This is a genomic window from Bacteroides sp. D22, assembly GCF_000163675.1.
Classification (GTDB): domain Bacteria; phylum Bacteroidota; class Bacteroidia; order Bacteroidales; family Bacteroidaceae; genus Bacteroides; species Bacteroides xylanisolvens.
Genome location: NZ_GG774813.1, coordinates 1 through 14,111, shown reverse-complemented (window position 1 = coordinate 14,111; position 14,111 = coordinate 1). Strand labels below are relative to the sequence as shown.

At 43.0% G+C, this 14,111-nt stretch carries 6 protein-coding genes and 1 pseudogene; 6 read left to right on the top strand and 1 reads right to left on the bottom strand.

Annotation, left to right across the window (positions count from 1 at the left end; genetic code table 11):
* Positions 1 to 162: 162 nt before the first annotated feature.
* The 4 genes from purL (at position 163) to HMPREF0106_RS07970 (ending at position 9,352) form a co-directional block, all read left to right on the top strand.
* Positions 163 to 3,867 (top strand): phosphoribosylformylglycinamidine synthase, encoded by a 3,705-nt coding sequence (purL, locus tag HMPREF0106_RS07955; RefSeq protein WP_009040525.1) that lies wholly within the window; start codon positions 163 to 165, stop codon positions 3,865 to 3,867.
* 268 nt (positions 3,868 to 4,135) lie between these two features.
* Positions 4,136 to 8,146 (top strand): response regulator, encoded by a 4,011-nt coding sequence (locus HMPREF0106_RS07960; protein WP_009040524.1) that lies wholly within the window; start codon positions 4,136 to 4,138, stop codon positions 8,144 to 8,146.
* Complete coding sequence (locus HMPREF0106_RS07965; RefSeq protein ID WP_008025977.1) at positions 8,143 to 8,685, top strand: chromate transporter; 543 nt, start codon at positions 8,143 to 8,145, stop codon at positions 8,683 to 8,685. Before HMPREF0106_RS07960 ends, HMPREF0106_RS07965 begins: the two co-directional genes overlap by 4 nt.
* 118 nt (positions 8,686 to 8,803) lie before the next feature.
* On the top strand, positions 8,804 to 9,352 hold the full coding sequence (locus HMPREF0106_RS07970) for a chromate transporter (protein WP_008025975.1): 549 nt from the start codon (positions 8,804 to 8,806) through the stop codon (positions 9,350 to 9,352).
* A gap of 110 nt (positions 9,353 to 9,462) precedes the next feature.
* On the opposite strand, the gene HMPREF0106_RS07975 is transcribed toward HMPREF0106_RS07970, so the two are convergent.
* Positions 9,463 to 11,049 (bottom strand): glycoside hydrolase family 10 protein, encoded by a 1,587-nt coding sequence (locus HMPREF0106_RS07975; RefSeq protein WP_009040523.1) that lies wholly within the window; start codon positions 11,047 to 11,049, stop codon positions 9,463 to 9,465.
* Positions 11,050 to 11,065: 16 nt separating this feature from the next.
* Between HMPREF0106_RS07975 and uvrA the strand changes: the two genes are divergently transcribed.
* A complete protein-coding gene (uvrA, locus tag HMPREF0106_RS07980; protein ID WP_008644837.1) occupies positions 11,066 to 13,837 on the top strand; it encodes an excinuclease ABC subunit UvrA in 2,772 nt (923 codons plus the stop codon).
* Positions 13,838 to 14,003: 166 nt separating this feature from the next.
* Positions 14,004 to 14,111: pseudogene (locus tag HMPREF0106_RS28300) on the top strand (transposase); the annotation flags it as partial.

The window sequence follows — 14,111 nt, the reverse complement described above, 5'->3', positions numbered from 1 at the left end:
CATCGAAAATAAACATATTAAATAAGGTATAGGAATTTATTCTCTATTTTTTTCCTACCACCAACGAAATTGATTATCTTTGCGCCACAGAAAAAGAGAAGAGTTTCTCCTGCAGGAACTTCAATCGTAAAATCGTAAATCGTAAAATCGTAAATATACAACATGATTCTTTTTTTCAGAACCCCTTCCAAGAGCGTGATTGCCGTAGAGAGCAACCATCAGCTCACCCCTGACGAAAGTAATAAACTCTGCTGGCTTTTTGGCGAAGCCGTGATGGAAAGTGAAGAAAACCTGAAAGGCTGTTTCGTTGGCCCACGCCGCGAAATGATCACTCCCTGGAGTACAAACGCAGTAGAAATCACCCAAAACATGGGGCTCGAAGGCATAAGCCGCATCGAGGAGTACTTCCCTGTTAAGGACGAAAATGCCGATTACGACCCGATGCTCCAACGCATGTACAAAGGACTCGACCAAAACGTATTCACGACAAACCGTCAGCCGGAACCAATCATCTACATTGAAGATCTCGAAGTGTACAACGAAAAAGAAGGTTTGGCTCTTTCCAAAGAAGAAATGGACTACCTGAAGAAAGTAGAAAAGGACCTCGGACGGAAGCTGACCGACTCTGAAGTATTCGGTTTCGCACAAATCAACTCCGAACACTGCCGCCACAAAATTTTCGGCGGAACGTTTATCATCGACGGCGTAGAGCAGGAATCTTCCCTGTTCCAGATGATTAAAAAGACTACACAGGAAAATCCGAATAAAATAATCTCTGCTTATAAAGATAACGTAGCCTTCGCTGAAGGTCCGGTTGTGGAACAATTTGCTCCGGCAGATCATTCAAAACCTGATTTCTTCCAAGTAAAGGACATCAAGAGTGTTATCTCACTGAAAGCGGAAACTCATAACTTCCCTACTACTGTTGAGCCATTCAATGGTGCTTCTACCGGTACCGGCGGTGAAATCCGCGACCGTATGGGTGGTGGTAAAGGTTCATGGCCGATTGCAGGTACTGCAGTCTACATGACTTCTTATCCACGCACAGAAGAAGGACGCGAATGGGAAGAGATTCTTCCGGTACGCAAATGGCTATACCAGACTCCGGAACAGATTCTAATCAAAGCATCCAATGGTGCTTCCGACTTCGGTAACAAGTTCGGCCAACCGCTGATCTGCGGTTCGGTACTGACTTTCGAACATACAGAAAACAAAGAAGTTTATGGTTACGACAAAGTAATCATGCTTGCCGGTGGTGTTGGTTACGGTACACAACGCGACTGCCTGAAAGGCACACCGGAAGCTGGAAACAAAGTAGTGGTTATCGGTGGTGACAACTACCGTATCGGACTGGGTGGCGGTTCCGTATCTTCTGTTGATACCGGTCGTTACAGCAGTGGCATCGAGTTAAATGCCGTGCAACGTGCCAACGCAGAAATGCAAAAACGTGCCAATAACGTAGTACGCGCTCTTTGTGAAGAAGAGGTGAATCCGGTGGTTTCTATCCATGACCACGGATCTGCCGGACACGTAAACTGTCTGTCCGAACTCGTGGAAGAATGTGGTGGTTTGATCGATATGAGCAAGTTGCCTATCGGTGACAAGACTTTGTCTGCCAAAGAAATCATCGCTAACGAAAGTCAGGAACGTATGGGTCTGCTGATTAAAGAAGAGGCTATTGAACATGTACGTAAGATTGCCGAACGCGAACGCGCTCCAATGTACGTAGTCGGTGAAACAACCGGTGATCATCGTTTCGCTTTCCAACAGGCTGACGGTGTACGTCCGTTCGACCTTGCCGTAGAACAGATGTTCGGTTCTTCTCCCAAAACCTATATGGTAGACAAGACCGTAGAACGTCATTATGAAATGCCGAAATACGAATTGTCTAAACTACATGAATATCTGACGAATGTATTGCAGCTTGAAGCTGTAGCCTGCAAAGACTGGTTGACAAACAAGGTAGACCGTTCGGTAACAGGCAAAGTGGCTCGTCAGCAATGTCAGGGTGAACTTCAGTTGCCGTTGAGCGACTGCGGTGTCGTAGCACTCGACTACCGTGGCGAGAAAGGTATCGCTACCTCTATCGGACATGCTCCGCAAGCAGCATTGGCTGATCCGGCTGCCGGCTCTATTCTTTCTGTATCCGAAGCGCTGACCAATCTTGTTTGGGCTCCAATGGCGGAAGGTATGGATAGCATTTCACTGTCTGCCAACTGGATGTGGCCTTGCCGCTCTCAAGAAGGTGAAGATGCCCGTCTTTACACAGCTGTAAAAGCTTTAAGCGATTTCTGTTGCGCGCTGCAGATCAATGTTCCTACCGGAAAAGACTCTCTATCTATGACACAGAAGTATCCGAACGGCGAGAAAGTGATTTCTCCGGGAACTGTGATTGTTTCTGCCGGTGGTGAAGTTTCCGACGTGAAGAAAGTGGTATCTCCGGTATTGGTTAACAATGAAAAGACTACGCTTTATCATATTGACTTCAGCTTCGATGAACTGAAACTGGGTGGTTCGGCTTTTGCACAATCTCTGGGTAAAGTTGGTGACGAAGTACCTTGCGTACAAGATGCCGAATATTTCCGTGATGCTTTCCTTGCCGTACAGGAACTTGTCAACAAAGGATTGATTCTTGCAGGACACGATATCTCTGCCGGTGGTTTGATCACTACATTGCTCGAAATGTGCTTCTCTAATGTAGAAGGCGGTATGGAAATCAGCCTCGACAAGATGAAAGAACAGGATATCGTTAAGATTCTGTTTGCTGAAAATCCGGGTATCGTTATCCAGATCAGCGACAAGCATAAGGATGAAGTGAAGAAGATTCTGGAAGATGCAGGCGTAGGCTATATAAAGCTGGGTAAACCGACTGACGAACGCCACATTTTGGTATCTAAAGACGGTGCTACTTACCAGTTTGGTATCGATTATATGCGTGACGTATGGTATTCTTCTTCTTACCTGCTCGACCGCAAACAATCTATGAACGGTTGCGCAAAAGCACGTTTTGAAAACTATAAGATGCAACCTGTTGAATTCGCTTTCATGCCGGAATTCAAAGGTAAGCTTTCTCAATACGGTATCACTCCGGATCGTCGTACCCCAAGCGGTATCCGTGCGGCTATCATCCGTGAGAAGGGTACAAACGGTGAGCGCGAAATGGCTTACTCACTCTATTTGGCAGGTTTCGACGTAAAAGACGTTACAATGACCGACCTCATCAGCGGACGCGAAACACTGGAAGACGTAAACATGATCGTTTACTGCGGTGGTTTCTCTAACTCCGATGTACTGGGTTCTGCTAAAGGATGGGCAGGCGCATTCCTGTTCAACCCGAAAGCTAAAGAAGCATTGGATAAATTTTATGCACGCGAAGATACATTGTCATTGGGTGTCTGCAACGGTTGCCAGCTGATGATGGAACTCAATCTTATCAACCCGGAACTGAAGAAGAAAGGAAAAATGCTACATAACAATTCACACAAATTCGAATCACGCTTCCTTGGTCTTACTATCCCGACTAACCGCAGTGTGATGTTCGGCTCTTTAAGTGGAAGCAAACTGGGTATCTGGGTAGCTCACGGAGAAGGAAAATTCTCTTTGCCATATGACGAAGATAAATATAATGTAGTAGCGAAGTATAGCTATGATGAATATCCGGGCAATCCGAACGGTTCCGATTATTCTATCGCAGCACTGGCCAGCGCAGACGGACGCCACTTGGCTATCATGCCTCACTTGGAACGTTCCATCTTCCCATGGCAGAACGGTTGCTATCCGGCCGACCGCAAGAACAGCGATCAGGTTACTCCATGGATAGAAGCGTTTGTCAATGCCCGCAAGTGGGTGGAAGCGAAAATGAAATAAATCATTTCCATATTTTACAGAGGCTGGTACTTTAAATAGTGCCAGCCTCTTATTTTACGGAACTTTCCATTCTACCGGAAGACTTCTGATAGATACCAAAATACCGAAAACAAACAGTATATACAAATAGTTATAAAATAGTCTATTTTCTTCATTTTTGGAGCGCTGTTATCTTTCATCAAAATTTTGTAATATCAAAAAATCTTCTTAATTTTGTCAAACTTTCCCCCTCATAAAAGATTCAATAACCCTTAAAAGTCCTATTTGTATGAAAAAATGGCTTTTTCTAATCTTATTGTTTCCTCTAATTTGTGTCGCGCAGACGTATCGATATCTCGGAGTGGAGGATGGGTTAAGTAACCGGCGGGTTTACTGCATTCAAAAAGATAAAACCGGATACATGTGGTTCCTCACGCACGAAGGTATTGATCGATACAATGGAAAAGAGTTTAAACGATATAAGTTAATGGATGGTGACGCAGAAGTGAACTCTCTGTTAAATCTAAACTGGCTTTATATTGATCAGGAAGGAGTCTTATGGGAAATCGGGAAAAAAGGAAAAGTATTCCGGTATGACCAGATTCACGACTGCTTCAGTCTTGTATATAAATTACCGATGGAAAGTTTCAGCGAACAGCCGGACCCGGTCACTTATGCCTGGCTCGACCAGAACAAACACATCTGGCTATGCAATAAAGATACTATCTTTCTCTATAATACGGACACCAAACAAGTCACCCATATAAAGAATGATATAAGTGAAGAAATCACTGATATTGAACAAATAGACGAATCGCATTTCTTCATCGGTACGGAAATGGGGATTCATTATGCCCAATTAGAAAACAACGCATTGAAACTTATCAATTGCGATAAGTTGGAGAGCGTGAAAGCCCAAGTAAGCGATTTACACTTCGACAAAAAGATTCGGAAACTATTCATCGGCACTTTCTTGCGGGGAATTATGGTTTATGATATGAATACCAAATCCGTCATACGACCGGATTATAACCTGAAAGATATCAGTATCACACGGTTCAAGCCGCTAAATGACAAAGAGTTATTAATAGCTACCGATGGCGGAGGAGTACACAAAATAAATATGGATACTTATCAAATAGTACCCGAAATTGTGGCTGATTATAACAGTAATTGTGGCATGAACGGTAACAGTATCAATGACATTTTTGTGGATGATGAAGAACGGATATGGCTGGCTAATTATCCCATCGGAATCACGATACAAAACAACCGTTATACGAGCTACAAATGGATTAAGCACTCCATCGGTAACAAACAGTCTTTAATCAACGATCAAGTAAATGCCATTATTGAAGACAGAGAGGGAGATTTATGGTTTGCAACGAACAATGGCATCAGTTTTTTTAATTCAAAGACCGGACAATGGCGATCGGTGCTTAGTGCTTTTGAAGAGTCGCAAGGTAATAAAAGCCATATCTTTCTTACTATATGCGAAGTGGCTCCCGGAATTATCTGGGCAGGCGGGTACTCTTCCGGTGCTTACCAGATAGATAAGAAAACGTTCAGTGTCAGCTATTTCATGCCGCCTTTGTACACTCATACAAACAAGCGACCGGATAAATATATACGTGATATTCGTACAGATATGCAGGGTTATATCTGGTCGGGAGGATTCTACAACCTCAAGCGTATTAATCTGAAGACGCAGGAAGTACGGTTTTATGATGGATTAAATTCCATTACCGCCATCGTTGAGAAAGATGAAAAAAGTATGTGGATCGGTAGTGCCACCGGCCTATGTCTTTTAGATAAAGAATCCGGAAAATTCGAGCGCATAAAACTTCCGGTAGAGTCGAGCTATATCTATTCCCTGTACCAAGCAAAAAACGGTTCATTGTATATAGGTACCAGCGGGTCGGGACTATTGATTTACGATATTAATAAAAAACTGTTCACTCATTACCACACGGAAAACTGTGCTTTGATATCCAATAATATCTATACCATATTATCGGATGCGGACAAAGATATAATCATGAGTACAGAAAGCGGATTGACAAGTTTTTATCCCAATGAGAAAAAATTCTATAACTGGACCAAAGATATGGGATTGATGACCACCCATTTCAATGCGCTATCAGGTACGTTACGGAAAAACAATAAATTCATTTTAGGCAGTTCTGACGGAGCAGTGGAATTTGACAAGGATATGAAATTGCCCAGAAGTTATTCTTCTAAAATGATTTTCAGCGATTTCAAGCTTTTTTATCAAACAATCTATCCGGGTGATGAGGATTCTCCGTTGAAAGCAAGCATCAATGATACAAAGGTACTAAAGTTAAAATACAATCAAAACAGATTCTCTTTGCAGGTTTCTTCCATCAACTATGACTATCCTTCCAATATTCTTTACTCTTGGAGGCTAGAAGGTTTCTATGATAAATGGAGCAAACCCGGAACAGAGAACACGATTCGTTACACCAATCTTGCCCCGGGCAAATATACGCTAAGGGTACGTGCCATCTCCAATGAAGACAAACGCATCATGCTTGAAGAAAGAAGTATGGATATTATCATAGCCCAACCTTTCTGGCTGACATTCTGGGCCATGCTGGTTTATACAGCTATCCTTTGTCTCATTGCCATCGTCCTATTGCGTATACTGATTTTGAGGAAGCAACGCAAAGTCTCCGATGAGAAAATACACTTCTTTATCAATACGGCACATGATATCCGTACCCCATTGACGCTTATCAAAGCACCTTTGGAAGAACTACGCGAGAAAGAGGAGTTGAGTAAAGAAGGTATTTCGAACATGAATACGGCATTACGAAACGTAAATGCCCTATTACGTCTTACCACCAATCTTATCAACTTTGAAAGAGCGGACGTATATTCTTCCGAATTATATATTTCAGAGCATGAGCTAAACACGTTTATGAATGAAATATTCAACGCGTTCCAGCAGTACGCCAACATCAAACATATCAACTTCACTTATGAAAGTAATTTCAGGTATATGAACGTATGGTTTGATAAAGAAAAGATGGAATCTATCTTTAAGAACATCATTTCGAACGCACTGAAATATACTCCGGAAAATGGAAATGTACAGGTTTTCGTTTCAGAAACATCTGACTCATGGAGCGTGGAAGTCAGAGACACAGGAATCGGCATCCCGGCCAATGAACAAAAGAAATTGTTCAAACTTCATTTCCGTGGCAGCAATGCTATTAATTCCAAAGTAACAGGAAGTGGTATCGGACTGATGCTTGTATGGAAGCTAGTCCGCCTGCATAAAGGAAAGATTAATCTGTCAAGCATCGAAAACCAGGGATCGGTTATCAAAATAACATTCCCTAAAGACAGCAAGCGCTTCCGGAAAGCACATCTGGCAACTCCGAGCAAACAGCGTATAGAAAATACGATTGATAACGTTCCGCCTCCATCACCTGAAATTTACGAAAATGCACAAAAGAAAGAGAACATTAATCATCGTCGCATCTTGATTGTGGAAGATAATGATGAGTTGCGCAACTATCTGTCGCAAACGTTATCCGAGGAGTATTTCGTACAGGTTTGCTCCAATGGAAAAGAAGCATTGACGATTATTCCCGAGTACAAACCAGAGCTGGTTATTTCAGACATTATGATGCCTGAAATGCGGGGGGATGAATTATGCCAAGCTATCAAGAATAATATCGAAACCTCCCACATTCCTGTTATCCTGCTGACTGCTTTGAATAATGAGAAAGATATTCTCTCGGGACTTCAGATTGGTGCGGATGAATACGTTGTGAAGCCATTCAATATTGGTATATTGAAAGCTAATGTTGCCAATCTGCTGGCTAACCGTGCACTATTGCGCAGCAAATTCGCAAATTTAGATCTGAATGATGAGGAAAATGATGAAGACTGCATCAACTGTTCGCAAGACATTGACTGGAAATTCATAGCAAACGTCAAAAAGAACGTGGAAGATAACATTGACAATCCTGCTCTCACGGTAGATGTATTATGCAGCCTGATGGGAATGAGTCGCACAAGTTTTTACAATAAATTAAGGGCATTAACCGATCAGGCACCGGGAGATTATATCCGGCTGATTCGTCTGAAACGTGCCGTACAATTACTAAAAGAAGACACACATAGCATAACAGAAATTGCAGAAATGACGGGATTCAGTGACGCCAAGTACTTCCGCGAAGTGTTTAAGAAGCATTTTAATGTGAGCCCCAGTCAGTATGGCAAAGAGAAAAAAACAGCTAGTAAGGAAGGAGGAGAAAAGAAAGAATGAACATTTATTTCGAAGCATTTGGAATCTTTTTTAAAATAGGCGCCTTTACCATTGGAGGAGGGTATGCAATGGTGCCACTGATTGAAAATGAAATTGTCACCAAGCGAAAATGGATTGCGCAGGAAGATTTTATAGACCTGTTGGCTATCTCACAATCCGCTCCGGGAATTCTGGCAGTCAATATTTCTATCTTCATAGGATATAAATTGCGTGGCATCCGGGGAAGTATTATCACAGCATTGGGTACTGTTTTACCGTCTTTCATTATTATATTAGCTATCGCCCTGTTCTTTCATAGTTTCCAAGACAATCCGATAGTGGAACGTATTTTTAAAGGAATCCGCCCGGCAGTGGTGGCACTCATCGCGGCACCAACCTTTACCATGGGACGATCTGCTAAAATCAACCGCTACAATCTGTGGATTCCTGTTGCCTCGGCATTATTAATCTGGCTGTTGGGCTTCTCCCCTATCTGGATTATCATTGCTGCCGGTGTAGGAGGATTCCTGTGGGGAAAACTTAGAAAAGTCAAGAGCTAAGAAAGGAGAGTTGAGAAGGAACGGATTAACGCTGTTGTTTTACAGATTCATAATTCTAAAAACCGTGAAATCCGTGTAATCCGTGCCTAAAATTATTATATAATAAATTATTAATCACATGATTTACCTACAGTTATTCTATACATTTTTCAAGATCGGACTCTTCGGCTTCGGTGGCGGTTATGCCATGCTTTCCATGATTCAAGGAGAAGTGGTAACCCGCTATGGATGGGTGAGTTCGCAGGAGTTCACGGATATTGTCGCAATCAGCCAAATGACTCCAGGACCTATTGGTATCAACGCAGCTACTTATGTAGGGTTTACTTCTACGGGTAGCGTATGGGGTTCCATCATTGCTACCTTTGCCGTAGTCCTTCCCTCTTTCATCTTGATGTTGACCATCAGTAAATTCTTCCTAAAATACCAGAAACATCCGATAGTAGAATCTATATTTGACGGATTACGCCCGGCAGTAGTCGGATTACTCGCCTCCGCTGCGTTGGTATTAATGAACGCAGAAAACTTCGGTTCGCCTACGGAAGATACTTATTCATTCGTTATCAGTATCATTATCTTTCTGATTGCATTCATCGGAACAAGAAAATATAAAGCCAATCCGATATTAATGATTATCGCCTGTGGTATTGCAGGTTTGCTGCTCTATTAATAACGAGCGGCTGAACAGTAAACAAAAAAACAGTAAACAAAAAACGGTGAATAAACTGCGTTATCATTCTGCAGAGTGTTCACCGTTTTATCGTTGTTTATTCTATACCTTTACAGTTTTAACTTCTTACTTACGGATTTCGATTCATTATGTAAACGATCTAAAGCTGTCACTACATAACGGCATTTTGTTTTTCCTGTTTCATAAGGAAGTCTATAGAATGGATTGCGCGTGATAGCTACAATATGAGAAGGATCGTCCAAATTCACCTTTTCTTTACTGTCAAAACGATAGACTACATATTGAACTGCCTTATCCATCTCTGTATCAGCTTTCGGAGCTGTCCAAAAAAGGATATAGCCATCTTCCGTCCATACCTTTTTCATTTTACGTACCTTGCCCGGAGCTTTATCATCCATAAAATCAAAGACTGGAATCAAAGCAGGATATTTATGATATTCACTGATTAAAGCATCACGATATCTACCCTGATTCTCAACAACAGCTGCTGCATACCATTGACAGCTTCCTCCGATTGTTTGGTAAGCACGTTGCAAAGCCATCTTACGGGGAAGCTGATTGATAGAAGGATTCTGCGGATCGGCAAACTGAACAGTCTTTGGCACTGACTGGCCGATAAATAACGGCCGGTTTTCCGAATGAGTAGCCCACCATTTCACCAATGTCTCATAGTCGGCAGCCTTGTGACCAATCTCCCAATAAATTTGCGGAATATTATAATCAATCCATCCTTCACGTGCCCAAAGAAGCACATCGGCATAAAGATCATCATAGTTCTGCAAACCATTGGTGTTACTTCCCAACGGATCGCTTTTCTGATTACGATAAATACCGAACGGACTAATACCGAACTTCACCCATGGCTTGATGCCACGAATCGTTTCATGAAGCTTCTTTATCAACACATTCACATTACTACGACGCCAATCTGCCTTATTGGTGAAACCTCCACCGTAACGGGCGAAACTTGCATCATCCGGAAAATCCAACCCATTAACCGGATAAGGATAGAAATAATCATCCATGTGAATAGCATCTACATCATAACGAGACACAATATCGGTCACAATTTTGCAGATATGTTCACGGCTTTCGGGAAGTGCCGGATCGAAATATAGCTGATCGCCATAAGTAACAAACCATTCCGGATGCTGGTGATAAATATGTTCCGGTGCCAACTTGTTCTTTAATGAGGTCTTCACGCGGTAAGGATTGATCCAGGCATGAAATTCCATATTCCGTTTCTGACATTCTTCAATCATAAACTGCATCGGATCCCACATAGGGGAAGGTGTCTGACCTTGCGTTCCTGTCAGGAAACGGCTCCACGGCTCATGCTGGGAAGCGTATAATGCATCTGCTTCAGGGCGTACCTGAAAGATGATTGCGTTAATGCCGGCTTCCTGAAGAGAATTCAACTGGCTAATCAATATTTGCTTCAGTCGCTCTGTGGGAATGCCACGAAACTGGCCATTGACAGCCTGTATCCATGCTCCACGGAATTCACGTTTAGGATATTTATTGCCTGATGGCACCTGTGCCCTCACTCCTACCACCAGAAGAAGAGCTAAAAGTAAAAGATAGTTTTTCAGCTTCATAATATTCTTAAATCGTAATAATGTGACGCAAAGATAATACAAACTCCCGATAAATTCGCTAACTTTGCCGACTACCATAAAAAAGGTGTATTTTATGTCAGAAAACAACTATATTTCGATCAAAGGCGCACGAGTCAACAACCTAAAAAACATCGATGTAGATATTCCCCGCAACAAACTTGTTGTTATCACCGGATTGTCGGGTTCGGGAAAATCATCACTTGCTTTTGATACCCTTTATGCAGAGGGACAACGCCGCTACGTAGAAAGCTTAAGCAGCTACGCGCGTCAGTTCCTGGGGAGAATGAGCAAACCGGAGTGTGACTTTATCAAAGGAATTCCTCCCGCCATTGCCATCGAACAAAAAGTAAACAGCCGTAATCCCCGTTCCACCGTGGGCACCTCGACTGAAATTTACGAATATCTACGCCTGTTATATTCACGGGTGGGAAAAACGTATAGTCCCATCAGCGGGCAGGAAGTGAAGAAGCACTCCACAGAGGACATCGTCAACTGTATGCTTTCTTATCCGGAAGGCACAAGATATACGGTACTGACGCCTATCCGCCTGCGTGAAGACCGCACATTACAACAGCAATTGGAAATAGACCTGAAACAAGGATTCAACCGTATCGAAGTGAACGGTGAAATGAAACGAATCGATGAATATACGCCTGTGGCAGGTGATGAAGTCTATCTGCTGGTTGACCGTATGGCGGTTGCCACCAGCAAGGACGCCATCAGCCGACTGACTGATTCTGCCGAAACAGCCATGTATGAAGGCGACGGAACCTGTATGCTGCGTTTTTTTCTATCGGATGGAACTACGAAACTTCATACTTTCAGCACTAAATTCGAAGCGGACGGCATCATCTTTGAAGAACCGAACGACCAGATGTTTTCATTCAACTCGCCTATCGGCGCTTGTCCGGCGTGCGAAGGATTCGGCAAAGTAATCGGCATCGACGAGCACTTAGTCGTTCCGGATCGTTCATTATCGGTGTATGAAGGAGCTATCGTATGCTGGCGTGGCGAAAAGATGGGTGAATGGAAAGAAGAATTAATTCATAATGCGGAGAAATTCGACTTCCCCATTTTCACTCCTTATTATGAGTTGACAGACGCGCAACGCAGGTTACTTTGGGAGGGCAACCAATATTTCCACGGCATCAATGATTTTTTCAAGATGCTGGAAGAGAATCAATATAAGATACAATACCGGGTGATGCTGGCGCGTTACCGGGGAAAGACGCTTTGCCCGAAATGCCACGGCACCCGCCTGAAACCGGAAGCCGGATATGTACGAGTGGGTGGAAAAAACATTTCCGAACTGGTAGATTTGCCTATCACAGAGCTGAAGGAATTCTTCGATCATTTGGAACTGGACGAACACGACAACAACGTATCCCGACGTATCCTGGTTGAAATAAATAGCCGGATTCGTTTTCTAATTGATGTAGGTTTGGGCTATCTGACTTTGAACCGGCTTAGTAATTCCTTATCGGGTGGAGAGAGCCAGCGTATCAATCTGGCAACCTCGCTGGGAAGTAGCCTTGTAGGTAGTCTTTATATTCTCGATGAACCAAGTATCGGACTGCATAGCCGTGACACAGACCGTCTGCTCCATGTGTTGCGTCAACTGCAACAATTAGGAAATACGGTAGTGGTGGTAGAGCACGATGAAGAAATTATCCGTGCAGCCGATTACATTATCGACATAGGTCCCAATGCCGGACGCCTAGGTGGAGAAGTTGTCTACCAGGGAGATATGAAGGATTTAAAGAAGGGAAGCAACAGTTATACGGTACGTTATCTTTTAGGAGAAGATGAAATACCCGTTCCGAAGCATCGCCGGCCATGGAATAACTATATAGAATTGAAAGGCGCACGTGAGAATAATCTGAAAGGAGTAAACGTACGTATCCCTCTCAATGTAATGACAGTTGTTACGGGTGTTTCCGGTTCCGGGAAGAGTACATTGGTAAGAGATATTTTCTTCCGGGCATTGAAACGTGAATTAGACGAATGTAGTGACCGACCGGGAGAATTCACTTCAATCGGAGGAAGTTTGCGTGACCTGCGGAATGTAGAATTTGTAGACCAGAACCCGATTGGCAAATCATCGCGCTCAAATCCGGTGACTTACATCAAGGCTTACGACGAAATCCGCAAACTATGGTCCGAACAGCCTTTGGCGAAACAAATGGGATATACCCCCGGATTCTTCAGTTTCAATAGCGAAGGCGGACGTTGCGAAGAGTGTAAAGGAGAAGGAACCATTACTGTAGAAATGCAATTTATGGCAGACTTGGTGTTGGAGTGTGAATCTTGTCACGGAAAACGTTTCAAATCCGACACGCTGGAAGTGAAATTCAACGATAAAAGCATCTACGATGTATTGGAGATGACCGTCAACCAAGCGATTGAGTTCTTCAACGAACATGGACAGAAGAAAATTGTGAAGAAGTTACTTCCTTTGCAGGACGTAGGACTGGGATATATCAAATTAGGACAGGCTTCTTCTACCCTTTCCGGTGGTGAAAACCAACGTGTCAAACTCGCATTTTATTTAAGTCAGGAGAAAGCTGACCCAACGATGTTTATCTTTGACGAACCGACTACAGGATTACACTTTCATGATATCCGCAAACTGCTGGATGCTTTCGACGCATTGATTCGCCGGGGACACAGCATCGTTATCATCGAGCATAACATGGACGTCATCAAATGTGCCGATTATGTAATCGATCTCGGACCGGAAGGTGGAGATAAGGGTGGAAATATCGTAGCAGTGGGTACCCCGGAAGAAGTTGCTGCCTGCGGAGCAAGCTATACAGGGCAGTTTCTGAAAGAAAAACTAGGATAAGCAATCGTCAAAACTATAATAATACATCTATGTAGGGATATTCCTAAAATAATAAAATTTAAGGCAACTAATTCATTGCGAGTTAGTTGCCTTTTTTGTATCTTTAAGCATTCCCCCCAAAAAACGGTTTGACGGCCAAAACGGGGGTAATTAAAAATAAAAACACATGGTAAAGATACAAAAAATCTCAGAAATCGAACCTTGTTTAGGTTTTACCGAGTTCGATATGCTTAAAAAATATCGTCAAAGTTTTGCAACGAGTGAATTAGGTCGC